Origin of the sequence: Methylobacterium hispanicum, assembly GCF_022179285.1 — a bacterium.
Taxonomy (GTDB): Bacteria; Pseudomonadota; Alphaproteobacteria; order Rhizobiales; family Beijerinckiaceae; genus Methylobacterium; species Methylobacterium hispanicum.
Window position 1 is genome coordinate 64,609 of record NZ_BPQO01000002.1, and the last position, 22,997, is coordinate 87,605.

The following is a 22,997-nucleotide window of genomic DNA, read 5'->3' on the forward strand; positions in this document are numbered from 1 at the left end:
CGGGCCGCGGGGGCGCGGCCGCTCCGGATGGTGCGGGGTGAACCGTCGGCGCGGCCCGCCCGACCCCCGGGGGCCGGCGGCTGCGCTCGACCGGACGGCGCCTGGATAATCCCGGGCCGCGCGGGCGGCCAATGCTAGTTGCGACCGAAACTATTCCGCATCGGAATAATCTTGCACCGCATCCGCGGCGGCCGCCCAGACGGCGTCGAGGAAGGGCCGGGCGCGCTCGGCGCTGCGGTAAAGCCGGATCTCCATCGGCATCTCGGGGCTGACGATGGCGAGCGCGCCCGCCGCGATCTCGGGCGCCACGAGGCTGCGGGGCAGCCATGCGACCCCGTGGCCGGCGAGCGCCATGGAGCGCAGGGCCTCGGCCATCGAGTTCTCGTTGGTGTGGACCGGGTAGGTCGCGGGCGCGCCCTCACGGGCCTGGGCGATGGCGGCGAGCCGGCCCAGGAAGGAGCCGCGGGAATATTGCAGCAGCGGCAGGCGGCCCTCCCGGTCCGGGACGAGCCCGGCCGGCGCCGCCACCGCCGCGAGGCTGTCGCGCCCCACCACGAGGCAGGGATGGCGCTCGGGGTCGAGCGGGATCGGGATGCCCGGATGGTGGTAGGTCAGCAGCAGGTCGTAGCCGCCCTCGACCAGCGCCTGGATGCAGATATTGAAGTTCTCCGGCAGCACCCGGCTGCCCATCGGCCCGAGGCCGCCCCGGATCGTGCCGAGCCAGCGCGGCAGAAAGGAGAGGCAGAGCGAGTGCAGCGCCGTGATCGTGACCACGGGCAGGCTCGAGCGCTCGCTGCGGTTGCGGAAGTCGGCCCGGCTGAGGGTGAGGAGACGAACCACCTCCTCGGCGGTCTCGAGGAAGTGGCGCCCGTCCGCCGTGAGCGTGATCGGGTAGGTGCTGCGGTCGAGGAGCGCCGTACCGAGCCAGACCTCGAGGGAGCGGATACGGCGGCTGAAGGCCGATTGCGTCACGTGCCGCGCCTCCGCCGAGCGCGAGAAGCTGCGCGTCTCGGCGAGGCTGAGGAAATCCTCGATCCACTTCAGTTCCATCGCCGGCCGGGTCGCGCCAGAAGGTCGAGGACCTTGGAACGCCAAAAGGGCGGGGGCGGCAAGCGGCCCCGGGCCGTCCGTGTGACAGCGGCGACCTCCGCGACGCGGGCGGATGATCCCAACCGTCCCGAGACGGGCTCGACAGGAGAACCGGGCTGCGGCATCCCTGCCGCATGCTGCGCCGCGCCCTCGTCTGCCTCCTCTTCACCGCCGGTCCGGCGCATGCCGACAGCTGCGACGGCCTCGCCCGGCAGATCGCCCAATCGATCGGCGGCACGGTGGGGCGGCGCTCCGGGCCCAGCATCGACATCCGCGTGCCGGGGGCGATCAAGTTCGACCTGACCTGCCGGGCCGAGCCGATCGTGCAGGCGAGCTCCGCCGAGGCGCAGCCCTCGGGAGCCTTCTTCGACGACCTCGCGGTCGCCTCGCAGATCCTCGTCGGCGAGCCGGCCGCGACCGTGGCCCCGATCATCGCCCGCGCGCACGCCGCCTCGCTCGCCGAGCGGCGCAAATCCTTCATCCAGCAGAACGGCTGGTCGGCGAGCTGCTACACCGACCCGGGCAGCAGCAGCCTGCGCACCCTCTGCTCGGTCGGGCGCATCCCGCCGGGGTGAGACGCGCCGCGCGGGCGCGTCTCGGGCGATCAATAGTCGATCACGTCCTCGAGCGCGTAGTGCTTTACCGTCTTGCGGTTGGCGATGAGCTCGTCGATCGTGGGCTCGCCCTTCATCGCGCGGGCGATGGCGAGCTTGGTCGCCTCGTAGTTGGTGCGGTAGAGGTCCTTGCGATCGACGTTGGGGTCTGCACCGCAGCGCTCGTCGAGCCAGATCATGATGATCATGCAAAGCTCGTCGAGCCCGTCCTTGGGCAGGATACCCTCGATCACGCAATCGATGATCGCGTCGCCGGTGGCCGCCTGCACGACGCCTCCGAGCAGCTCGGCATACTCGGCCGTGTGGATCGTGACCTTCGTGGTCATCATGGTGGCCGGGCGCACGAGCTGGTTGAGGTCGCGCACCACGAACATGCGGGTATGGCCCTGGACCTGCCCCATCATCGAGGCGAAAGCCTGACCCACGGGCCCGCGGACCGAGCCGATCAGCACCTCGGGCATCGCGTCGGTGTACTGCCCCTCGGCGGCGAGCACGGTGGCCTCGCCGGTGCGGAACCAGATCTCGGACATGGTCTTTTCCTTGGCGTTGTTCTTGTAGGTGCATCGCGCGAGGCCGCGCGCCGCGTGCGGGAGAAGCACCGCCGTCGCCGCAGGTCAATCGCCCGGCCCCTGGTCAGGCCCGATTCGATCGGCCATTGAGGCGGAGGTCCTTCGGGGCGGACTCCATCTGGGACGATGCGGATGCGGCAGCCGGGTCAGGATAGCGAGACAGGCGGCTGGAGCCTCGCCGCCACGCCGGCCGCGGACGGCGTGCGGCTCGAACTCGGGCTCGCCGATCTGAACGGCGCGCCGGCGACCGCCATCATCACCCTCGACCGGGCCGAGGCCCGCGCCTTCGCCCGGGCTCTGCTCGCCGCCGCGGGCGACGCGACGGAGCGGACCTTCACCACGCCGCCGGAGGGCTGAGGCCTCAGCGCGGCCCGAGGCCCGGATTGAACCGGCCCGGCAGGCGCGGAACGGTGGTGCCGCGCGGCTCGATCGGCCCGGCGCAGGTGTAGCGGAACTCGGTCTGCAAGTCGCTGAAGACCCGCTCGCCGACGATCTTGCAATCCTCGCGCACGGTCTCGTCGAGGTAGGTGCGGGCGGCCAGCCGGAAGCGCTCGACCCGCGTGTCGGCCGGGTCGCGCTGGGCGAAGGCCGCGCCGACGCTGCAGCCCGTGACCTCCCGCAGGGTGTTGGAGACCACGAGCATGCTGCGGCTCTGCCGCTGGTCGTAGACCTCGTAGGGGTCTTTGCAGCCGATCGTCACCACCTGCGGGGTCAGGGCGACGTAGGTCTTCGAGATGTAGGCGAAGCCGGTGCAGCCCCCGAGGGAGAGCGTCAGGGCGAGCGCGCCTGCGAGCCGTCGCATCGTGGTCGCCACTCCTTCACGCGCCCTGAGACAGGCGCATTGAAACGGCTCCGCTTGCCCGGTCAAGCGCCGGCGGGACACAGCGGGTGGATCACGGCCACGGATAGCCTCCGGTACCGCGCGGCGAGGTATCGGAGGATAAGATCTAAATCCTATTCCGCGGCGGCCGCGAGGTAGCGGGCCGGATCGTAGTTCAGGATCGGGCCGAGCCAGCGCTCGACCTCGCGCACGTCCATGTCCTTGCGGGCGGCGTAATCCTCGACCTGGTCGCGCTCCACCTTGGCGACGCCGAAGTAGTGCGCGTCCGGATGGCCGATGTAGATGCCGGAGACCGAGGAGCCCGGCCACATCGCGTAGGATTCGGTGAGCTTCACGCCGATGCGGCTCTCGGCCTTGAGGAGGTCGAACAGCGTCGTCTTCTCGGTGTGGTCGGGCTGGGCCGGGTAGCCGGGGGCGGGGCGGATGCCGTCGTACTTCTCGTGGACCAGATCATCCGGGGTGAAGCGTTCGTCCGGCGCGTAGCCCCAGAATTCTTTGCGGACGCGCTCGTGCATGCGCTCGGCGAAGGCCTCCGCGATGCGGTCGGCCAGCGCCTTGACGAGGATCGCGCGGTAATCGTCGTTCGCCCGCTCGAAGCGCTCGGCGATGCGCACTTCCTCCAGCCCCGCCGTGACCACGAATCCGCCGACGTAGTCGGCGATCCCGGTCCCCTCCGGCGCCACGAAGTCCGACAGGCAGGTGTTGGGGCGCCCATCGCGCTTCGACAGCTGCTGGCGCAGGCCGTGGAAGGTCGCGAGCGTCTCCTGCCGGCTCTCGCCCGTGTAGAGCCGGATGTCGTCGCCGACGCTGTTGGCCGGCCAGAAGCCGATCACCGCCTTCGGGTTGAACCAGCGCTCCTCCACGATCTGCTTCAGCATGGCTTGCGCATCCTCGAACAGGGCGCGGGCGGCCGGGCCCTGCTCGGGATCGTCGAGGATCGCGGGGAAGCGGCCCTTGAACTCGTAGGTCTGCAGGAACGGCGTCCAGTCGATGTAGGGGACGAGGTCGGCGACCTCGTAGGAGCCGTACACGCGGGTGCCGGTGAAGCCGGGCTTCGTCGGCTTGTAGCCCGACCAGTCCACCTTGAAGGCGTTGGCCCGTGCCTTGGCCAGCGGCAGGCGCTGCTTGTCGGCCTCGGAGCGGCGGTGAGCGTCGGCCACCTTGGCGTACTCGGCCCGCACCTTGTCGATCGTCGCCCCGCGCGTCTCCCGCGAGATCAGGCTGGAGACGACGCCGACCGCGCGGCTCGCATCCGTCACGTAGACCGCTTGGCCACGCCCGTAGGCCGGGTGGATCTTCACCGCCGTGTGCACGCGGCTCGTCGTGGCCCCGCCGATGAGGAGCGGCACCTCCATGCCCTCGCGCTCCATCTCGGAGGCCACGTGCACCATCTCGTCGAGGGAGGGCGTGATAAGCCCCGAGAGGCCGACGATGTCGACCTTCTCGCGCTTGGCCGTCTCCAGGATCTTGGCGGCCGGCACCATCACGCCGAGATCGATGATCTCGTAGTTGTTGCACGCCAGCACGACGCCGACGATGTTCTTGCCGATGTCGTGGACATCGCCCTTCACGGTCGCCATCAGCACCTTGCCGGCGGCCTGGCGCTGGCCGGTGCCGCCGTTGGCCCGCTTCTCCTCCTCCATGAAGGGTTCGAGATAGGCCACCGCCTGCTTCATCACGCGGGCCGACTTCACCACCTGGGGCAGGAACATCTTGCCCGAGCCGAAGAGGTCGCCGACCACGTTCATCCCGGCCATCAGCGGGCCCTCGATGACGTGGAGCGGGCGCTCGGCCGCTTGGCGCGCCTCCTCGGTGTCGGCGACGATGTACTCGGTGATGCCGTTGACCAGCGCGTGCTCGATGCGCTTGGCGACCGGGGCCTCGCGCCAGGTGAGGTCGGCGGTCTTGGCCTGGGCCGAGGCGCCGGTCTTGAAGCGCTCGGCGGCCTCCAGCAGGCGCTCGGTCGAATCCTCGCGCCGGTTGAGGACCACGTCCTCGCAGAGCTCGCGCAGCTCCGCCGGGATCTCGTCGTAGACGGCGAGCTGGCCGGCATTGACGATGCCCATGTCCATCCCGGCCGCGATGCAGTGGTAGAGGAAGACCGCGTGCATCGCCTCGCGCACCGGCTCGTTGCCGCGGAAGGCGAAGGAGAGGTTCGAGACGCCACCCGAGATGTGGGCGTGCGGCAGGGTCTCGCGGATGGTGCGGGTCGCCTCGATGAAGGCGACGCCGTAGGGGTTGTGCTCCTCGATGCCGGTGGCGACCGCGAAGATGTTCGGGTCGAAGATGATGTCTTCCGGCGGGAAGCCGACCTCTTCGGTCAGGATCCGGTAGGCCTTGCTGCAGATCTCGACCTTGCGCTCGTAGGAATCGGCCTGGCCCTGCTCGTCGAAGGCCATCACCACCACGGCAGCGCCGTAGGATCGGCAGATCCTGGCGGCCTCGATGAACTTCTCCTCGCCCTCCTTCATGGAGATCGAGTTCACGATCGGCTTGCCCTGGATGCACTTCAGGCCGGCCTCGATCACCTCGAACTTCGAGGAATCGACCATCACCGGCACGCGGGCGATGTCGGGCTCGGCCGCGACGAGGTTGAGGAACTCGACCATCGCCTTCTGGCTGTCGAGCAGGCCCTCGTCCATGTTGACGTCGATGACCTGGGCGCCGGCCGCGACCTGATCGCGGGCGACATCCAGCGCCGCCGCGTAGTCGCCGTTGGTGATCAGCTTGCGGAACTTGGCCGAGCCGGTGACGTTCGTGCGCTCGCCCACGTTCACGAAGGGGATCTCCTTCGTGAGCACGAAGGGCTCGAGCCCCGACAGCCGCATCAGGCGCGGGATCTCGGGGATCGCCCGCGGCGTCTTGTCGGCGACCGCCTCCGCGATGGCGCGGATATGGTCCGGCGTGGTGCCGCAGCAGCCGCCGACCATGTTGACGAGGCCTGATTCCGCGAACTCGCCAACGAGCTTGCCCATCGCCTCCGGGCTCTCGTCGTAGAGGCCGAACTCGTTGGGCAGACCGGCATTCGGGTAGGCGCAGACCAGCGTGTCGCAGATGCGCGACAGCTCGGCGATGTGGCCGCGCATCTCGCGCGCGCCGAGCGCGCAGTTCAAGCCGAAGGTCAGCGGATCGGCGTGGCGAAGCGAGTTCCAGAACGCGGCCGGCGTCTGGCCCGAGAGCGTGCGGCCGGACAGGTCGGTGATGGTGCCCGAGATCTGGATCGGCAGGCGGATGCCGGTCTCGTCGAAGACGTGCCACGCCGCCGCCACGGCCGCCTTGGCGTTCAGCGTGTCGAAGATCGTCTCGATCAGGATCAGCTCGGCGCCGCCCGCGATCAGGCCGCGCACCTGCTCGACATAGGCTTGGCGGACCTGATCGAAGGTCACGGCCCGGTAGCCGGGATTGTTCACGTCCGGCGAGATCGAGAGCGTGCGGTTCGTCGGGCCGATGGCGCCCGCGACGAACCGGCGGCGGCCGTCCTTCTCTTCCGCGAGCTTGGCCGCCTCGCGGGCGAGCCGCGCACCCTCGGCGTTCAGCTCGTGGATGATCGATTCCATGCCGTAATCGGCCTGGGCGATCGTGGTGCCGGAGAAGGTGTTGGTCTCGCAGACGTCGGCGCCGGCCAGGAAATAGTCGAGGTGGATCTGCCGGATCGCGTCGGGCTGCGTCAGGATCAGCAGGTCGTTGTTGCCCCGCTGGTCGTGCGCGTGGTCCGTGAAGCGCGTCCCGCGAAAGTCCTCTTCCGTGAACTTCAGGCGCTGGATCACCGTGCCCATCGCCCCGTCGAGGACGAGGATCTTCTCGGACGCGCGCTGGCGCAGCGCGCGCTCGATCTCGGTGCCGTCGACGGGAGCGAAGTCGGTCATGTCAGCTTTCTCGATCGTCCGGCGCGGATATGCACCGAACCGAGGATGAAGTCAGGGGCGGCAGTCGCCAGGGGCGGCGGTCGCGGGCGATCAGGCGGCCTTGGCGGTAGCCGCCTTCGGCGCCTGCCCGCGCAGGCCGAGCAGGTGGCAGATCGCGTAGACGAGGTCGGAGCGGTTCATCGAGTAGAAGTGGAAGTCCTGCACGCCCTCGTCCACGAGGTCGATGACCTGCTCGGCCGCCACCGCGGCCGCGACGAGGCGGCGGGTCTCGACGTCGTTCTCCAAACCCTCGAAGCGCGCGGCCAGCCAGTAGGGCACCGAGGCGCCGGCCCGGCGGGCGAAGTTGGCCGCCGCCTTGAAGTTCTGCACCGGCAGGATGCCCGGAAGGATCGGGATCTCGATGCCCGCCGCTCGCACCTTGTCGCGGTAGCGCAGGTAGGTCTCGTTCTCGAAGAAGAACTGGGTGATCGCCTGGTCGGCCCCGGCATCGACCTTGGCCTTCAGGGCGTCGATGTCGGCCTCCAGGCTCGCGGCCTCCGGATGCTTCTCCGGATAGGCCGAGACCGAGACCTGGAAGTCTCCGATGCGCTTGATGCCGGCCACGAGCTCCGCGGTCGTGGCGTAGCCGCCGGGATGGGGCCGGTAGGCATGGCCGACGCCCTCGGCCGGGTCGCCGCGCAGCGCCACGATGTGGCGCACGCCCGCGTCCCAGTAGGACTGCACCACCGCGTCGACCTCCTCCTTCGTCGCGTCGACGCAGGTGAGGTGGGCGGCGGGCTTCAGGCCGGTCTCGCGCACCATGCGGGCGACGGTGTTGTGCGTGCGCTCGCGGGTCGAGCCGCCGGCGCCGTAGGTCACGGAGACGAATTTCGGCTGGAGCGGCGCGAGCCGCTCGATCGAGGACCAGAGGATCGTCTCCATCTCCTCGGTCTTCGGGGGGAAGAACTCGATCGAGACGCGGATCGGGCGGTAGCCGTCGCGGCTGGCGCGATGGTGGGAGGCGGTGGGCATGGAGGCGTCCTCTATGTCGTCGGTTCGGACGTGTGTCGGAAAGCGGTTCAGGCGACGGCGCGGGCGAGGGCGGGCGTCGTCTCCAATGGGGGGCGCGCGTCGTCCTGGGCGAGCCAGAGCGTGACGGTGAGCTGGCCCTGCTCGGCCGGGGCGAGGTCGCGGGTCGCGATCCCGCCGAGACCCGCCTCGCTGAGCCAGCCGGAGACCTGATCGGCCGCGAAGCCGAGGCGCCGGTGGGCCTGCGACTCGCGCAGGAACTCGAGGTCGTGCGGCGCGAAATCCACCACGAGCAGACGCCCGCCCGGGGCCACGAGGCGGGCGGCCTCGCGCAGCGCGCGCGCCGGGTCATCGAGGTAGTGCAGCACCTGATGAACCACCACGAGGTCGAAGCTCGCCCGGGCGAAGGGCGGGGCGTGGATGTCGCCCTGGCGCAGATCGACCCGGGCGAGGCCTGCGCGCTCCAGGTTGGCGCGGGCGACCGACAGCATGGCGTGGCTCGAATCGAGCCCGGTCGCCCGCTCGGCCCTGGGCGCGAGCAGACCGAGCATCCGGCCGGTTCCGGTGCCGAGGTCGATCAGGTTGCGGATCGGGCGCTGGCCCAGCGTGTCGAGCACCGCCGCCTCGACGGTGGCCTCCGGCACGTGCAGCGAGCGCAGCTCGTCCCATTTGGGCGCGAGCCGGGCGAAGAAGGTCTGTGCGGCGTCCGCGCGCTGCGCGCGCACACCGTCGAGCCGGGCCCGGTCCTCGGAGAGCGGCGGGCCGGCGCGCTCCAGCCCGGCGATCAGCGGATCGACGAGGCCGGCGCGAGTCTCGCAGAGGCGAAAGAAGGCCCAGGCGCCCTCGCGGTGGCGCTCGACCAGGCCCGCCTCGACCAAGAGCTTGAGGTGGCGCGAGATGCGCGGCTGCGACTGGCCCAGGATGTCGGTGAGGTCGGAGACCGAGAGCTCGCCCTCGGCCAGCAGCGCCAGGATGCGCAGGCGCGTCTCCTCGGCCGCGGCGCGGAGCACGCCGAGCGCGTGAGGGAACGAGACTGCGGCGGGCGCCTGCGCGCGTTCGAGAGACATAAAGATATCTTTATGTTCGTTTGGAAGCCGGCGCAAGCGCCTTTTCGCGGCTGTGGTCGCAGGATCCGCCTTCCTCCGGTCTGGCCGAGAAGCCAGCCGCAATTTCCGGTTCGGGCGAGAACCGCACCGCACCCTTCTCCCATATCCCGGCGGCGCCGGGGCGCCACCATTCGAGGCCGATCCGCTCCGGGCCCTCGGTCGGGCGACCGGGTATCGATGGTTGCGCCGGCGGCCCTGGTGGAACGCGGTGTCGGTCCTTCGCGCCGGGCGCTTCCGGCGCAACCTCGTGGAGCCGGGCGAGCCCGAGCCCGCCGGGCAGACACGCGTCGATGACCGGACTGCGGAAGGGCAGGGCCGGGGACATCCTCGGGCGGCGCGTGCCGGGCTGGCGGCGCCGCGATGCGCGCGGCAGGATGTGACGAGAGAGCCGAGCCCTGAGGGAGACGTGCTGGAGCGGGCCGCCCCCCGGTCCGATGCGTCGCGCCAGCTCTTCAAACCCGCCGGCCGGAAGCAGCCACGCGATTGCTTCGGCCACTGAACGAACGAAGAACATAAAGGCACCGATCGTGCACTATGCCGGACGCGTGCGATTCATCAGGCACTTAGCCTGTGGACAGCTGTGGATTGCGGGGATGGCGAGTCGCGCCATTCCGGGTTGACCGCAGCGTGACCGCTCCGCCAATGTCCCGCCGCCGGATCGACCGGCGGGGGGAAACGACAGATGGGTTCTGGCCTGGGTCCGACGCGCGCGATCGCCCTCATGGCGACCCTGGTCCTGGCGCCAGGCTTCCTGGCCGCGGGAGCCGTATCGGCCCAGGATGCCACCCAGCAGCGCAGAGGTGCGGCAACCCGCCCGGCGCCGCGGCCGGCGAGCCAGCCGATCATGGTCTACGATGCCCGCATCGAGGCCGGGGACCTACGCATCTCGGGCTCGGTGCGCAAGCCGAACGCGATCGTGGTGATGGACGAGGACATCTCGATCCAGGCCGACCGGCGCGGCCGCTTCGTCTTCCGGCTACCCTACCGGCCGGGCTCCTGCGTGGTCAGCCTGAAGAGCGACGAGGACGAGCGCGAGGCGGTGATCGCCAACTGCGCGCCCGAGGGCCAGGCGGGTCCGAAGGGCGATGCGGGTCCGATGGGTCAGGCCGGGGCGCAGGGTCCCCAGGGGGAGACGGGTCCGAAGGGCGAGCGGGGCGAAGCCGGCCCCGCAGGTCCGGCGGGAATCGCCGGGCCCATCGGTCCTCAGGGTCAGGCCGGAGCCCCGGGCCCCAAGGGTGATACCGGTCCCAAGGGTGATGCGGGTCCCAAGGGAGACACGGGTCCGAAGGGAGACACGGGTCCGAAGGGCGAGCCCGGGCCGCGGGGGCCGGCGGGCATCGCCGGCGCGCCCGGCCCGGCCGGTCCGGCGGCGAGCGCGCCCCTGCGGGCGGTCCGCGCCGAGTCCTGCGGCTCGGGCGGGTGCAGCGTCTCGTGCGAGCGCGGCGAGATCCTCGTCTCAGCCTACTGCCTGAAGGCTGGCGCACCGGCCTTCACGGGCGGGGAGGGCGCGCCCGGCGCGACCTGCCCGAGCGAGGCCGTCGGCATGGTGGGGATCTGCGGCCGACTCTGAGCCGGATCCCCACGGGCCGCCCTCACAGCACCACCCAGGCCCCCTCCCGCTGCGTCAGGGTCGAGGGCTGGTCGGGCAGTTCCGGGACGGTGCCGGCCGCGACCGCCGCCTCCAGGGCCGACAGCGCCTCGTCCGTGAGCTTGCCCTTCGGCGCCGCCGGGTTCTGCGCCCACCACGTCGGGAGGTCGTAGCGCCAGGGGGCGAGGGCGAGCAGGCGTGCGATCGTGCGGTCGTCGAAGCGTTTGCGGATCGGCCGCGCCGGGATCCCGCCCACGATCGTGTACGGGGGCACGTCGCGCGTGACGACCGCGCGGGCGGCCACCACGGCCCCAGTCCCGACGCGCGCCGCCGAGCACGGTGGCGCCGGCGCCGATCCAGACATCGTGCCCGAGATGGACCGGGCGGATCTCGTCCCACGCATCGTGCGGCGTGTAGACCGCGTGGAAGTCGAAGACGTTCTTGTAGGAGACGGGGCTCGTCAGCAGGTGGTCGGTCGGGTGCTGGGTCAGGCCGAGCCGGACCGTGTCGCCGACGCTGCAGTAGCGCCCGATCTCGGCGACGAGGGCGTCGGTACCCATGCCGATATAGGAATACGCCCCGATCCGGCAGCGGCTGATGCGGACGCCGTGCCAGAGCACGACCGGCCGCTCATAGAGCAAGTTCGCCGTTGATGGTGACGTTGCCCTTGATGGCGATGCCGTGGCGTCTCAGCTCGGCGGTCGACATGCGCTGCTCCCGGCTTGCTTGGATCTCATCCCGGGGAATCGGGGCGTCAGCGCGCCCCGCCCGGCCGCGTCGCCAGCCAGATCCGGTGGCGCGCCCCGCCGCGCCGGCCGTTGGCCCGCGCCGGCACCTCCTCGACCACGAAGCCCGCATCCCGCAACCGCCGCGTGAAGGCCGCGTCCGGGTGCGCGGACCAGACGGCGAGCACGCCGCCCGGCCGCAGCGCCGCGCGGGCGCGGCCGAGGCCGGCGTGGTCGTAGAGGCGGTCGTTGCCCGGATGGGTCAGGCCGTCCGGCCCGTTGTCCACATCGAGCAGGATCGCGTCGTAGGCCGCCCGCGCGGCGGCGATCGGGGCGGCGACATCCGTCTGGAGGAGGCGCACTCGCGGATCGTCCAGGATGCCGCCGAATACCTCGGCCAGCGGGCCGCGCGCCCAGTCGGCGACGGCGGGCACGAGTTCGGCCACGTCCACCCGGGCGGTCTCGGGCAGGGCCTTGAGCGCGGCCCGCAGGGTGAAGCCCATGCCGAGCCCGCCGATGAGGATGCGCGGGGCCGGGGCGCCGCCGAGCTGCTCGCAGGCAAGCTGCGCCAACGCCTCCTCGGAGCCGCTGAGACGGCTGTTCATCAGCTCGTTCTGGCCGAGCTGGATCGAGAATTCGTGCCCCCGCCGCATCAGCCGCAGCGTGCCGCCGCCGTTCGGGATCGTTCCCGTGTCGATGTGGACCCAGGGGATCATGCCGCGCCTCCGTCCCTGTCGCCAACCTCCGCCAGCCAGCCGAGCATGCCCTCCGCGGCCGCGCGGCCGGAGGCGAAGGCGCCCTGCAGCAGGTAGCCGCCGGTCGGAGCCTCCCAGTCGAGCATCTCGCCGGCCGCGAACAGGCCGGGTCGCCCCGGCAGCATGAAGCGCGCATCGATGCCCTGAAGGCCGCCCGCCGTCGAGATCGCCCGCGCGATCGGCTCGGGTCCCGCGAGGGTGAGGCGCGCCGCCTTGATCCGGGCGGCGAGTGCCGCCGGCTCGGCGGGCAGCGGCCCACCCTCGGATTCTCGCAGCAGCCCGGCAGCGACCGGCGCGAGGCCGGCAGCCTTGCGCAGGCGACTCGCAGCGGATTCGCCGGGTCGTGACCGCGCGAGGCGCGCGGTGAGATCCGCCTCCGCGAGGTCCGGCCGCAGGTCGAGCGCGAGCGTGGCCGACCCGTCGGCCTCCGCCCCCTCCCGCAGGACGCGCCCGAGCGCGTAGACCGCGCCGCCCTCGATCCCCGTTTCAGTCACAACCATCTCGCCGAGGACCCGCCGGCCGCTCGCCGAGAGGGCGACGCGCTTGACCGGCTCGCCCGCGAAGCGGGCACGAAAGATCTCGGACCACGCCACCCGGAACCCGACATTGGCCGGGCGCAAGGGGGCCACCGGCACGCCGAGCCCTTCGAGCAGCCCGACCCAGGACCCGTCCGAGCCGAGCCGCGGCCAGCTCGCGCCGCCGAGCGCGAGGAGCGCGGCGGCGGGCGCGTGGCGCACCTGCCCCTCCGGCGTGTCGATGACGAGCGTCCGACCCTCGATGCCGGCCAGCCGGTGGCGGGTGCGGACGCGGACGCCGAGGCGATCGAGCCGCGCGAGCCAGGCCCGCAGCAGCGGCGAGGCCTTGAAGACCTTTGGGAAGACGCGCCCGCTCGACCCGACGAAGGTCGGCTGGCCGAGCCCCTCGCACCACGCCCGCAGGGCCTCCGGCGGGAAGGCCCGGATGGCGGCCTCCAGGCTGCCGGCCGGGTGGTAGCGGGCCAGGAAATCGGGCAGCGCCTCGCCGTGGGTCAGGTTCAGCCCGCCGCGGCCCGCGATCAGCAGACGGCGCGCCACCGAGGGCATGCGCTCGTGGACCGTGACCGTGTGGCCGGCCTCGGCCAGCCGCTCGGCCGCGGCGAGGCCCGCCGGGCCGCCGCCCACCACGGCGAGGTCGTGTCTCTTCGTCTCCCTGGACATGCGCCCGGGAAGAGGCGGCGGAGAGGCCGCCTGTCAAGCGCGGGCGCGTCCTTGAATCGTCCGGGTGGGCCCCCCACCTCGCGACGATCGGCTGCGGGCCCCTCTGGCGGGATGCGTCCTCATGCTCCCGTGATGTCGGAGCCGATGCCCTCTCGCCAGGAGCATCGCGCCCCCATGATGGACGTCCTCACCTACGCGTGGCTCGGCAAGCCGATCTGGATGTGGATCGGCTTCCACGCCCTCGTCGCCGGCCTGCTCGCCTTCGATCTCGGCCTGCTGCACCGCGACAGGAATCACGAGATCGGCGTGAAGGAGAGCCTTCTCCTCACGGCCTTCTATTTCGGTCTCGGCCTTGCCTTCGGCGGCTGGATCTGGTGGTACATCGGTCCCCAGGCGGCGCAGGAATACGTCACCGGCCTCGTGATCGAGAAGTCGCTGTCGATGGACAACGTCTTCGTGATCGCGGTGATCCTGACCGCGCTGGGCATCCCCCGGGCGGCCCAGCACCGCGTCCTGGTCTGGGGCATCCTCGCCGCTGTGCTGCTGCGCGGCCTGATGATCGGGCTCGGCGCCGCCCTGGTGAACGAGGCCCACTGGGTCCTCTCGATCTTCGCAGCCTTCCTGATCTATGCCGGCCTCAAGATGCTGCTCTCCCGCGAGCAGGAGGAGGGCGACATCCGCGACAGCGCCATGGTGCGCTTCCTCCAGCGCTGGCTGCGGGTGACGCCGGAGCTGCACGGCCAGCGCTTTCTCGTGCGCAAGACCGACCCGAAGACGGGCCGGCTCGCCACCTTCCTGACGCCGATGGCCTTCGCGCTGGTGCTGGTCAACGCCGCCGACGTGCTCTTCGCCGTGGACAGCGTGCCGGCGATCTTCGCGATCACCACCGACACCTACATCGTCTACACCTCGAACATCTTCGCCATCCTGGGCCTGCGCGCCCTCTACTTCGCGCTCGCCGCGATGGTGGACCGCTTCGCCTACCTGAAGACCGCGCTCGCCCTGATCCTCATCTTCATCGGCGCCAAGATCGTGGTCGCCGACACGTTCGAGCTGGTCCACGTGCCGGCCTGGGTCTCGCTCGTGGTCACGCTGGTGCTGCTCGTGGGCGGCGTCGCCTACAGCCTCTGGCGGACCCGGGCCGGCGCCGTCCGGGACGCGGAGGCGGGCGAGGAGCACCGCGCGCAGATCGGCGGCCGGGCCTAAGGAGGGCCCGGCGCGACCATCCCGCGCGCCGGGCGAGCCTCGCAAGCGGGCTCGCCCGGTTGTAGGATGCGGGGGCGCCCGGACTGGCGGGCGCCTCACGCGAGCGGAGCGGCGGATGAGCGCTCTCGACTGGTTCGGGCTCACCCTGGCCTTCCTGGCGCCGCTGCCCCCAGAGCGGCCCGTGCCGCCCGAACCGATGCGCGGCAGCGCGCTGGCGGCCGCCCTGGTGATCGGCAGCGTCTGCCTCGTGATGGTGCTGCCGATGGTGATGATCTGGAGCTTCCACCGACCCGAAGGCGAGTTCCGTCGCCACTGCGAGGCGCGGGGTGGGCAGGTGCGGCCGACCTATCTCGACGGCAGCGGCCCGCAGCGCTGCGACCTCGGCGCCCGGCACCTCTCGGCCTCCTGATCCGCCATCTGGCCCTCGGCTGGTCCTCGGGCGCGTTCGTCTCTAGACGACGGGCAGCCGGCGCGCCGGCTCTGCGCGGGATCCATCATGGCCATCGAATCGAAGCTTCTGGACGTCGGCCCGTCCGACCAGAACATCGTCGATCTGTTCCAGGGCGAGTGGTCCTCGCGGATGCCGGGCGATCTCGTGGCCGAGCCCGGCCACGCGGAACTCTTCGCCGATCACCGCCTCCACTGGGCGAACGGGCTGATCGGCCCCTTCGCGGATCTCGACGTGCTGGAACTCGGGCCCCTGGAGGGCGCGCACGCCACGCTGCTGGAGGGCCTCGGCGCCCGCTCGGTCACCTCGATCGAGGCGAACCCGCGCGCCTTCCTCAAATGCCTGTGCGTGAAGGAGCTCTTCGGCCTCACCCGGACCCGGTTCAAGCTCGGCAGCTTCCTGCCCTATCTGGAGACCTGCGGGCGGTTCGACGCGGTGATCGCCTGCGGCGTGCTCTACCACATGGCCGAGCCGCTGCGGCTCCTCGACCTGATCACGGCGCGCACCGACCGGGTCTTCCTCTGGACGCACGTCCATCAGGCCGACATCGTGGCGACGCGCGCCGACCGCGCCCTGTTCTGGCCGCCGCTGCCGATCGGCGGCACGCCCTATCGCGGGGCGCGTCGGCTCTACCCGGTCGTCGCCAAGTCCTGGCAGGGCTTCAGCGGGGGCGGGGAGAGCCACGCGGTCTGGCTGGAGCGCGACAGCCTGCTCGCCTACTTCCGCGACCGCGGCTTCGCCGTGACGATCGACTTCGACGAGCCGGACCACGTGAACGGCCCGGCGCTGGCGCTCTGCGCGCGGCGTTGAAGACGTTTCGGCCGTAGGAATCCCGGAATGCCCTCTCCCTGCCTGCGGGGAGACGCGGTCCGCCGCCCCGGACCGATCAGCCAGCCTCCGGTGTCCCGACCCGGTCGAGCGCCTCCACCACCTCCGCCATCAGCGGCCGCGCGCCGACATCCGGCTGAACGCAGGCCCGCTCCAGCGCGCGCAGGGCCGCCATCTCCGCGGGCACCGGATCGCAGCGGTCGAGAATCTCGCCGAGCAGCAGCCCCCAGGCCCGCACCTCGACCCGCCGGAAGGCGTCGCCGGTCTCCCCCGCCGCCAGGGCACAGGCCGCGCCGAAATCGCTGAGCACGGCCGCGCCCGACGCCCCGTCCCAGAGCAGGTTGTGGGCGTAGAGGTCGCCGTGCATCAGGCCGCGCGCGTGGAGATGCGCCGCCCCCGCGGCGGCGGCGCGCGCGAGGCGGAGTGCGACCTCCGGCGTGAGACGCAGCGCGGGGTCGTAGACGTCCCGGCTGCAGCTCGCGAGGCTCGGCGGGCCGGCGAGCGCCCGCCACCCGGCGGGCAGGAGCGGCATCAGCAGCCCGTCCGCACCCTCCGGGTGGCCGACGAGCCGGCCGAGGCCGCCGGTGAGGTTCGGGTGGGCGCCGGCCGCGAGGCAGGCCGCCATCTCGCGCTCGGGCAGGCCGTCGCTCGTCATCGTGCCCCGGAACAGCTTCACGGCGACCTCGCGCACCGCGTCCGGGCGGCGCCAGCGGGCGGCGTGGATCCGGCCCGAGGCGCCTTCGCCCAGCAGCGCGCCGGGTTCGAGGTCTTCCCACGGCACGTCGGGCATCCGCGCGGGCGGCAGGTGCGGCTCGAACGGGTTGCCGGCGCAGGCGAGCCAGGCGAGCCGCGGCAGGGCGCCGAGCCAGGGCGGGGGTGCGGCGAAGCGGTTGGCGGCGACGCGCAGCAGTTCGAGGCTCGGCGCGCCCGCGAGGCTGTCGGGCAGGGCGTCGAGCCGGTTGCCGGAGAGCATCAGCTTCTGCAGCATCGGCCGCTCGCCGAGAGCGGCGGGCAGGGTCTCGATCGCGTTGTCCGTCAGCGTGAGCCAGCGCAGACGCGGCGGAAGCGCCTCGGCCGGGACCTCCCGCACACCCGCGCCGCGGCAGCCGACCTGTTCGAGCGCCGGGCAGTCGCCGAGCACCGGCGGCAGGCGTACGAACCGCCCACCCGAGCAGAACAGCACCCGCAGGTTCCGGAGGCGCGGGAGGTCGTGCGGCAGGTCGCCGAGCGTGCTGCCGCCGATGTCGAGCAGTTCGAGGGTGTCCGCGAGGCCGAAGACCTCCGGCGGGACGGCCGCGAGGCCCGGGGGCAGCCGCAGGACCCGCGCGCCCGCGAGGTCGCCGCGGCGGAGCGCGTGGAGGGTGTCGGCCGGGACGGTCATGGGCGAGGGGCCTAGCAGGTTCGAGCGTGCCGCGCCGCATCGTCCCGCCGGGTATCCCTGCGCGCCGGCCTGTGGGAGAGGGAGCGCGCCGACCGCCACGCCCCGCGAGCCCACCGCCGACCCGACCATGTTAGAGCCCTTCCGCGCCATCATCGACGGCGACGAGCCGCCTCCGCCGGGAAGCCGCGCCCCGGACGCGGAGGAGCTGTCGCGCGCACTCCAAGTGCTCTTGAAGGCGCAGGTGATCTATTCCGGCACGCCCGGCATCGGCCGATCCTACGAGCTGGCGCGGCACTACCAGCCCTTCTTCACCGACTACTTCGCCTGCCTCGGCTACCAGATGGCGGTCTCGCACCGGGACCAGATGGTCTCGCTGACCCTGCCGGTGGACGCCGCGCGCCACGACATCGTCTCCGAGCGCCTGCGCAAGGACGAGACCCTGGTGCTGCTGGCGCTTCGGCTCGCCTACGAGGAGGGCGTGCGCGACCACCGCATCTCGACGGACGGCATCGTCGAGATCACCACCGACGACCTCGTCGAGTCGATCCGCACCGCCGCCCGCTCCGAGCCGCCTGACGAGGCCCGGCTGATCGAGACCCTGCGCCTGTTCGCCCGCCGCGGCGGCGTGCGGCTCGGCGAGCGCGACCGGGCCGAGCGGGTGACGCCTGTCATGGTCCTGCCGGGCATCCTGGTGCTGGCCTCCGACGGCTGGCTCGAGCGGATCGAGGCCTGGGCCAACGCAGCGGACGGCGCGGGCGACGGTGGAGAGTGAGGCCCCGGCGGCTTGCATCCGCCGCGATCTGCCCGCACAGGGCGCCACGCTTCCCCAACCCCCGCTATGGCAAGACCGGGTGTACCGCCTCACCGACATCGCGATCTCGAACTGGTACCTCATCCGCCGCGAGCAGATCCGCGTGCGCGGCGCGACGGCGCTCGTCGGCCCCACGGGGGCCGGCAAGTCCACGATCTTCGACGCGGTCGGCACGGTGCTGGCCGGCAACAACGCGAGCCGTCTCGCGCTTAACGCCTCGGCCTCGGGCCGAAGCGCGCGGACGGTGCGCGACTACTGCCTCGGCTGGATCAGCGACCCCGCCGAGGGTGGGCGCCCGACCCGCGAGGCCTGCGAGACCGTGCTGGTCCTCGTCTTCGAGAACGAGCACACGGGCCGCGTGGTCTCGGTCGGGCTGGCCCTCGCCGCGCGCGCGGGCGAGAGCCGCGAGACCGTGCTGTCGCGCTTCATCGCGACCGGGCACCGCTTCGAGATCGCCGACTACGCTCGCCAGAACGGGGAGGGCAGCTACACCGCACCCTGGAGCGAGATCGCCGCGGACCTGCGCCGCCGCTCGGAGAGCTTCGAGGAGTTCCGCTCCTCGGGCGAGCGCTTCACCGCGGAGCTGCTGGCGACCCTGCGCGAGGGCGCGCCGGTGCCCGACCCGCGCCACTTCCTGCGCAGTTTCGCCAACGCGGTGGCGTTCAAGCCGATCTTCGACACCAGCGCCTTCGTGCGCGCCTTCGTGCTCGACGCCGAGCCCCTCGACGTGGCGCGCGTGCGCCAGTCCGTCGAGAACTGGCGGGCCCTCCTCGACACGATCGCCGAGCTCGAGCTGAAGCTCGGCCGCCTGCGCCGCCTGCTCGGGCGCTACGAGGCCTGGGGCGACGCGGTGCTGGCCGCGGTGATCCACGAGGCGCGCGCGGCCAGCATCGAGCTGCGCCGCCGCTGCGTCGATGTTCTGGCCATCCGCACGCGGCTCTCGGAGGGCGCCGACGCGCTGCGCATCGCCCGCGAGAGCGTCGCGTCGAGCCGCGGCTTCGTGCGCGACATCGACGCGGAGATCGCCGAGAAGAAGGCGCTCGTGGCGGCCCAGGCCGCGGAGGGCCGGCTCGCCGCATCGACGCTCGGCCTCTCGATGCTGGATCGCGACCGGCGCGACCTCACGCTGCGGGCCACCGACCTGGTCGGGCTCGTCCTGCAGATGGGCAAGCTCCAGCCCGTCGCCCCGCTGCTGCGCGCGGGCGCGCCGGACGCCGCCGCGCTCGCCGAGGCCTGCGCCCGCTCCGGCCTGCGCAAGGAGGCACCGCTGCCCGATCTCCTGCGCGCCGACGGGCCGCTGGCGAGCCTGGTCGAGCGCCTCGGTCGCCTCGGGCCCTTCGAGGAGGTCTTGGAGCGCGCCGCCGAGGATACGGGCCTGCGTGCCCGCGCCAAGGAGGCGGAGGCCGAGCGCACCGCCCCCGCGCCGGTCTCGGGATCGGCCGCGCGCCTCTCCTCCGACACGGTGGCGTTCCGCAACGAGCTCGCCCGCCGCGGCATCGACGCCACGCCGATCTGCGAGCTCGCCGAGATCGTCGATCCGGTCTGGGGACAGGCGCTCGAAGGCCTGCTCGGCCGCGCCCGCGAGGCTCTGGTGGTCGAGCCGCATCTCGTCGACGACGCCTTCGCGGTGCTGCAGCAGAACCGCGACCGTTTCAGTCGCTGCATCCTCGTCAAGACCACCGACACCGCCCGCCAGCGGCCGCGCCGCTACGACGACGGGCCCATGGCGGTGATCGAGACGCAGGACCCGCATGCCGAGGCCTTTCTGGGCGTCCGGCTCGGCGGCTACGACCTCGCCAAGAACGATGCCGAACTCAAGCACTTGAGCCGCGCCGTGGCGCCCTCCGGCCGCACCACCGCGGGCATGGCCTACACGGTGACGCGCTCGGTCGACCTCCTGATGACCCGCGGCCAGCGGGGCCCGACCGCCGACAGCCGACGACAGCACGAGGCGGCGGTGGCGGAGGCGCGGCGCCTGCGCAACGAGGCGGTGGTCCTGCGCGAGGCCGCCCGCACGGCGGCCACGATCCGCGCCCGCATCGAGCGCGGGCTGGAAGACGTCTATACGCTCCGCGCCGAGGTCGATGGCCTGGAGGGGCGGCGCAGGACGCTCGCGACCGAGCGCGAGACCCTCTCGAAGCAGGATGCGGGCGGGATCGAGGCCGAGATCAAGGCGCTCAACGCCGAGCGCGTCGCCTACCTCCGCGAACTCTCCGAGGAGCTCGAGCCGAAGCTCGACCGCCTGCTCGCCGACGAGGCGGCGCTGAAGGCGCGCCAGGGCTCGGCTCGGGAGGCAGCGCGCGCGGCGCTCAGCGCCCGCCGCGGCGCGATCAGCCGACTCGGCACGGGCGACGCGATGCGGGTGCGCCTGCTGCGCGAGACCCCGCCGGATTTCTCGGGCGTCACGGCCGTACGCCGGGATCTCGCCGGTCTCGACGGCAAGGCGATGAGCGCGCGGGCAGCGACCGAGCGCACGCTCGCCCGCGAGTCGGCCGAGACCGCCCGCGCGCAGGGACGCGCGGCCGAGCGCGACCTCACCGAGTACTGCGCGCAGTGGCGCATCGCGAACCCGCTCGGGTCCGGCGAGGCCCCAGCGAGCCTCGGCTACGACTTCGCCAAGCGGGAGCACGACGCGGTGGCCGGGCACGAGCTGCGCCGCTACCGCGCCCAGGCCGAGCGGGCCGAGGGCGAGATGCGCCGCCTGATGACCGAGGACCTGTTGACGCGGCTGGCCGACAAGTTCGAGCGCGTCCAGGCCCGGCTCGACGCGCTGAACGAACGCCTCGCCTCGCGCAGCTTTACCGGCCAGACCTACGCCTTCGAGGCGGCGGTCGATCGGCGCTACGCGGCGGTGCACGCGCTGGCCACCGAGGTCGCGCGCTCGGCCGACGCCGCCCAGGCGCTCCTCGTCTCGGAGGAGGGCGGCGCGATGGCGGCGGCGCTGGAAGAGATCCAGGCGCTGATCGGCGGCGCCGAGGACGCGGCGCGGCTCGCCGACTACCGCAACTACTTCGTGTACGAGATCGGGATGAAGGGGCGGGACGGCTCGCGCACCACCATGTCGAGCCGGGCGCTGCGCGGCTCCGGCGGCGAGGCGCAGGCGCCCTTCTACGTGGCGATCGCGGCCTCGCTCGCCAGCGCCTACTACCCGGGGGACCGGCCGGGCGACGAGAATCCGGGGCTCGGCCTCTGCCTCCTCGACGAGGCCTTCTCGAAGCTCGACGTGCGCAACAGCCAGGCGCTGGTCGATCTCTACGGCGCCTGGGGCCTGCAGCTCCTGATCGCCGCCCCCGAGGACAAGCGCACGACGCTCACCGAGGTGATGGACACCATCGTGACCGTCTACAAGAGCCCGGACCTGAAGGCGGTGCGGATCGAATCGGAGCACCCCCTCGAGGCGGCCAAACGTGCGCTCGCCCAGATCAACCCGGAGCGGCAGGGAATCGAGGGCGATTCCGCCGAGGCATGAGGACGCCGGGGCGGCGCCGGATACCGGAAAGGGGGCGCCGCCGACACGAAAGCGATCGGGAGGAAAGATTCGGTCGGCGGCGCCGGCCGGACGAGAGGGGGGATAACTCGCCCGACTGGCCCCCAGTTTAGGTGCATCGCAACCGGCCGCATTCACATACGGCAAGGCTCGGTTGAAAAAACCGAGTTCTGCACAACTTCGAGATGGCGATCAGGGCGTGCGCGCGGCGGTCAGCGGGCAGCCGCTCTCCTCGGGCTTCGCGTAGGCCTCGGCTCCCGGGATCGTCGCGAGCAGCCGGTAGAGGTCCCACTCGCTCTTCGACTCGGCCGGCTTCTTCACCTCGAACAGGTACATGTCGTGCACCATGCGGCCGTTCGGCAGCACCGTGCCGCCCTTGGCGAACACGTCGTCGACCGGCATGGCGTGCAGCTTCGCGTTGACCGCCTCTGTCTCGTCGGTGCCCGCCGCCTTCACGGCCTTGAGATATTGCAGGACCGCCGAGTAGGTCCCGGTGTGGATCATGTTGGGCATCTTGCCGGTGCGCTTCATGAAGCGCTGGCCGAAGGCGCGGGTCTCGTCGTTGAGGTCCCAGTACCAGCCCTCGGTCAGCGTCAGGCCCTGCGCGACCTGCAGGCCGAGGCCGTGCACCTCGGCGAGGGTGAAGAGCAGCGCCGCGAGGCGCTGCCCCCCTTGCGTGATGCCGTACTCCGCCGCCTGCTTGATGGCGTTGGAGGTGTCGAGCCCGGCATTGGCCAGACCGATCACCTTGGCGCCCGACCCCTGAGCCTGGAGCAGGAACGAGGAGTAGTCCTGCGCCGCCAGCGGATGGCGCACGGAGCCGACGACCTTGCCCCCCTTCGAGGTGACGTAGCGGGTGATCTCGGCCTCCAGCGAGTGGCCGAAGGCGTAGTCGGCGGTGAGCATGAACCAGGTGTTGCCGCCCTGCTGCACCAGGGCGCCGCCGGTGCCGACCGCGAGCGCGCGGGTGTCGTAGGCCCAGTGGTAGCCGTAGGGCGAGCACTGCTTGCCGGTGAGGTCGCTGGTTGCGGCCCCCGTCGTGATGGTGATCCGCTTCTTCTCCTTCGAGAGGCCCTGGACGGCGAGCGCCACCGAGGAGGTGGTCAGCTCCATGATGGCATCGACCTTGTCCCGGTCGTACCATTGCCGCGCGATGCCGGAGGCGATGTCCGGCTTGTTCTGATGGTCGGCCGAGACCAACTCGATCGGCGCGCCGTTCACGGAGCCGCCGAAATCCTCGACCGCCATGCGGGCCGCCTCGATCGAGGAGCGGCCGCCGAACTCGGCGTAGACGCCGGACTGGTCGTTGAGGATGCCGATGCGCACGGCCCCGTCCGAGATCGCCTGCGCGGCGGCCGGCCCCGCGACGAGCGGTGCGGCGATGAGTGCGGCGGCCAGCGCCCGGCCGTAACCCGGCCGTGGGATTGTCATGCGTTCCTCCGATGGGTCGTCTTCTCTGGGACGGCCTCGCCGCGCGAA

Annotated in this window: 20 protein-coding genes; 9 read left to right on the plus strand and 11 right to left on the minus strand. The window is 72.0% G+C overall.

Going from position 1 to position 22,997, the window contains the following annotated elements; all coding sequences use genetic code 11:
• Nucleotides 1–150: 150 nt before the first annotated feature.
• Nucleotides 151–1,050 carry a LysR family transcriptional regulator gene (locus MFF56_RS02305; protein ID WP_238229374.1) on the minus strand — a complete coding sequence of 300 codons (900 nt, stop codon included), beginning with the start codon at nucleotides 1,048–1,050 and terminating at the stop codon, nucleotides 151–153.
• Nucleotides 1,051–1,223: 173 nt separating this feature from the next.
• Here MFF56_RS02305 and MFF56_RS02310 point away from each other — a divergent pair, with 173 nt between their 5' ends.
• Nucleotides 1,224–1,664 (plus strand): hypothetical protein, encoded by a 441-nt coding sequence (locus MFF56_RS02310; protein WP_066919674.1) that lies wholly within the window; start codon nucleotides 1,224–1,226, stop codon nucleotides 1,662–1,664.
• A gap of 29 nt (nucleotides 1,665–1,693) precedes the next feature.
• Here the strand turns inward: MFF56_RS02310 and fae are convergent, their stop codons facing one another.
• A complete protein-coding gene (gene fae, locus MFF56_RS02315) occupies nucleotides 1,694–2,233 on the minus strand; it encodes a formaldehyde-activating enzyme (protein ID WP_066919676.1) in 540 nt (179 codons plus the stop codon).
• A 171-nt stretch (nucleotides 2,234–2,404) separates the two neighbouring features.
• Here fae and MFF56_RS02320 point away from each other — a divergent pair, with 171 nt between their 5' ends.
• Nucleotides 2,405–2,629, plus strand: coding sequence for a hypothetical protein (locus MFF56_RS02320; protein WP_238229375.1), 225 nt, complete (start codon nucleotides 2,405–2,407; stop codon nucleotides 2,627–2,629).
• 4 nt (nucleotides 2,630–2,633) lie between these two features.
• Here the strand turns inward: MFF56_RS02320 and MFF56_RS02325 are convergent, their stop codons facing one another.
• The 4 genes from MFF56_RS02325 to MFF56_RS02340 form a co-directional block, all read right to left on the minus strand.
• Nucleotides 2,634–3,074 (minus strand): hypothetical protein, encoded by a 441-nt coding sequence (locus MFF56_RS02325; RefSeq protein WP_238229376.1) that lies wholly within the window; start codon nucleotides 3,072–3,074, stop codon nucleotides 2,634–2,636.
• Between the two features lie 152 nt (nucleotides 3,075–3,226).
• Nucleotides 3,227–6,979, minus strand: coding sequence for a methionine synthase (gene metH, locus MFF56_RS02330; RefSeq protein ID WP_066924495.1), 3,753 nt, complete (start codon nucleotides 6,977–6,979; stop codon nucleotides 3,227–3,229).
• 90 nt (nucleotides 6,980–7,069) lie between these two features.
• Nucleotides 7,070–7,990 carry a methylenetetrahydrofolate reductase [NAD(P)H] gene (gene metF / locus MFF56_RS02335; RefSeq protein ID WP_066924494.1) on the minus strand — a complete coding sequence of 307 codons (921 nt, stop codon included), beginning with the start codon at nucleotides 7,988–7,990 and terminating at the stop codon, nucleotides 7,070–7,072.
• Between the two features lie 47 nt (nucleotides 7,991–8,037).
• Nucleotides 8,038–9,054 (minus strand): ArsR/SmtB family transcription factor, encoded by a 1,017-nt coding sequence (locus tag MFF56_RS02340; protein ID WP_066924492.1) that lies wholly within the window; start codon nucleotides 9,052–9,054, stop codon nucleotides 8,038–8,040.
• Nucleotides 9,055–9,775: 721 nt separating this feature from the next.
• On the opposite strand from MFF56_RS02340, the gene MFF56_RS02345 reads away from it, so the two are divergent.
• Complete coding sequence (locus MFF56_RS02345) at nucleotides 9,776–10,663, plus strand: collagen-like domain-containing protein (RefSeq protein WP_082773174.1); 888 nt, start codon at nucleotides 9,776–9,778, stop codon at nucleotides 10,661–10,663.
• Nucleotides 10,664–10,685: 22 nt separating this feature from the next.
• Here MFF56_RS02345 and MFF56_RS02350 read toward each other — a convergent pair whose 3' ends face one another.
• The gene (locus MFF56_RS02350; RefSeq protein ID WP_066924490.1) at nucleotides 10,686–10,988 is read right to left on the minus strand and encodes an LbetaH domain-containing protein; all 303 of its coding nucleotides are present in this window, start codon (nucleotides 10,986–10,988) and stop codon (nucleotides 10,686–10,688) included.
• Between the two features lie 58 nt (nucleotides 10,989–11,046).
• Here MFF56_RS02350 and MFF56_RS02355 point away from each other — a divergent pair, with 58 nt between their 5' ends.
• Nucleotides 11,047–11,334, plus strand: coding sequence for a hypothetical protein (locus MFF56_RS02355; protein WP_197430653.1), 288 nt, complete (start codon nucleotides 11,047–11,049; stop codon nucleotides 11,332–11,334).
• Nucleotides 11,335–11,435: 101 nt separating this feature from the next.
• Here the strand turns inward: MFF56_RS02355 and MFF56_RS02360 are convergent, their stop codons facing one another.
• A complete protein-coding gene (locus MFF56_RS02360) occupies nucleotides 11,436–12,122 on the minus strand; it encodes a polyamine aminopropyltransferase (protein WP_066924488.1) in 687 nt (228 codons plus the stop codon).
• On the minus strand, nucleotides 12,119–13,357 hold the full coding sequence (locus MFF56_RS02365) for a TIGR03862 family flavoprotein (RefSeq protein ID WP_066924486.1): 1,239 nt from the start codon (nucleotides 13,355–13,357) through the stop codon (nucleotides 12,119–12,121). The genes MFF56_RS02360 and MFF56_RS02365 overlap by 4 nt, the downstream gene beginning before the upstream one ends.
• Before the next feature lie 174 nt (nucleotides 13,358–13,531).
• Here MFF56_RS02365 and MFF56_RS02370 point away from each other — a divergent pair, with 174 nt between their 5' ends.
• From MFF56_RS02370 to MFF56_RS02380, 3 genes are all read left to right on the plus strand, one after another.
• Nucleotides 13,532–14,563: a TerC family protein gene (locus tag MFF56_RS02370; RefSeq protein WP_066924485.1), complete on the plus strand. Its 1,032-nt coding sequence runs from the start codon at nucleotides 13,532–13,534 to the stop codon at nucleotides 14,561–14,563.
• 115 nt (nucleotides 14,564–14,678) lie between these two features.
• Entirely contained in the window at nucleotides 14,679–14,972 is a 294-nt protein-coding gene (locus MFF56_RS02375) for a hypothetical protein (protein ID WP_066924484.1), read from the plus strand.
• An 87-nt stretch (nucleotides 14,973–15,059) separates the two neighbouring features.
• Nucleotides 15,060–15,821, plus strand: coding sequence for a class I SAM-dependent methyltransferase (locus MFF56_RS02380; protein ID WP_066924483.1), 762 nt, complete (start codon nucleotides 15,060–15,062; stop codon nucleotides 15,819–15,821).
• Nucleotides 15,822–15,897: 76 nt separating this feature from the next.
• Here MFF56_RS02380 and MFF56_RS02385 read toward each other — a convergent pair whose 3' ends face one another.
• Nucleotides 15,898–17,220 (minus strand): leucine-rich repeat-containing protein kinase family protein, encoded by a 1,323-nt coding sequence (locus tag MFF56_RS02385; protein WP_066924481.1) that lies wholly within the window; start codon nucleotides 17,218–17,220, stop codon nucleotides 15,898–15,900.
• 127 nt (nucleotides 17,221–17,347) lie between these two features.
• Here MFF56_RS02385 and MFF56_RS02390 point away from each other — a divergent pair, with 127 nt between their 5' ends.
• Nucleotides 17,348–17,992, plus strand: a complete 645-nt coding sequence (locus MFF56_RS02390; RefSeq protein ID WP_066924479.1) for a DUF4194 domain-containing protein — start codon at nucleotides 17,348–17,350, stop codon at nucleotides 17,990–17,992.
• Between the two features lie 79 nt (nucleotides 17,993–18,071).
• On the plus strand, nucleotides 18,072–21,500 hold the full coding sequence (locus MFF56_RS02395; RefSeq protein WP_066924477.1) for an SbcC/MukB-like Walker B domain-containing protein: 3,429 nt from the start codon (nucleotides 18,072–18,074) through the stop codon (nucleotides 21,498–21,500).
• Between the two features lie 210 nt (nucleotides 21,501–21,710).
• Here MFF56_RS02395 and MFF56_RS02400 read toward each other — a convergent pair whose 3' ends face one another.
• On the minus strand, nucleotides 21,711–22,949 hold the full coding sequence (locus MFF56_RS02400) for an ABC transporter substrate-binding protein (protein WP_066924475.1): 1,239 nt from the start codon (nucleotides 22,947–22,949) through the stop codon (nucleotides 21,711–21,713).
• Nucleotides 22,950–22,997: the final 48 nt, after the last annotated feature.

Coding starts and splice junctions, on each gene's coding strand:
- MFF56_RS02305 (WP_238229374.1), bottom strand. CDS start 1,050: ATGGAACTGAAGTGGATCGAGGATTTCCTCAGCCTCGCCGAGACGCGC.
- MFF56_RS02310 (WP_066919674.1), top strand. CDS start 1,224: ATGCTGCGCCGCGCCCTCGTCTGCCTCCTCTTCACCGCCGGTCCGGCG.
- fae (WP_066919676.1), bottom strand. CDS start 2,233: ATGTCCGAGATCTGGTTCCGCACCGGCGAGGCCACCGTGCTCGCCGCC.
- MFF56_RS02320 (WP_238229375.1), top strand. CDS start 2,405: ATGCGGCAGCCGGGTCAGGATAGCGAGACAGGCGGCTGGAGCCTCGCC.
- MFF56_RS02325 (WP_238229376.1), bottom strand. CDS start 3,074: ATGCGACGGCTCGCAGGCGCGCTCGCCCTGACGCTCTCCCTCGGGGGC.
- metH (WP_066924495.1), bottom strand. CDS start 6,979: ATGACCGACTTCGCTCCCGTCGACGGCACCGAGATCGAGCGCGCGCTG.
- metF (WP_066924494.1), bottom strand. CDS start 7,990: ATGCCCACCGCCTCCCACCATCGCGCCAGCCGCGACGGCTACCGCCCG.
- MFF56_RS02340 (WP_066924492.1), bottom strand. CDS start 9,054: ATGTCTCTCGAACGCGCGCAGGCGCCCGCCGCAGTCTCGTTCCCTCAC.
- MFF56_RS02345 (WP_082773174.1), top strand. CDS start 9,776: ATGGGTTCTGGCCTGGGTCCGACGCGCGCGATCGCCCTCATGGCGACC.
- MFF56_RS02360 (WP_066924488.1), bottom strand. CDS start 12,122: ATGATCCCCTGGGTCCACATCGACACGGGAACGATCCCGAACGGCGGC.
- MFF56_RS02365 (WP_066924486.1), bottom strand. CDS start 13,357: ATGTCCAGGGAGACGAAGAGACACGACCTCGCCGTGGTGGGCGGCGGC.
- MFF56_RS02370 (WP_066924485.1), top strand. CDS start 13,532: ATGATGGACGTCCTCACCTACGCGTGGCTCGGCAAGCCGATCTGGATG.
- MFF56_RS02375 (WP_066924484.1), top strand. CDS start 14,679: ATGAGCGCTCTCGACTGGTTCGGGCTCACCCTGGCCTTCCTGGCGCCG.
- MFF56_RS02380 (WP_066924483.1), top strand. CDS start 15,060: ATGGCCATCGAATCGAAGCTTCTGGACGTCGGCCCGTCCGACCAGAAC.
- MFF56_RS02385 (WP_066924481.1), bottom strand. CDS start 17,220: ATGACCGTCCCGGCCGACACCCTCCACGCGCTCCGCCGCGGCGACCTC.
- MFF56_RS02390 (WP_066924479.1), top strand. CDS start 17,348: ATGTTAGAGCCCTTCCGCGCCATCATCGACGGCGACGAGCCGCCTCCG.
- MFF56_RS02400 (WP_066924475.1), bottom strand. CDS start 22,949: ATGACAATCCCACGGCCGGGTTACGGCCGGGCGCTGGCCGCCGCACTC.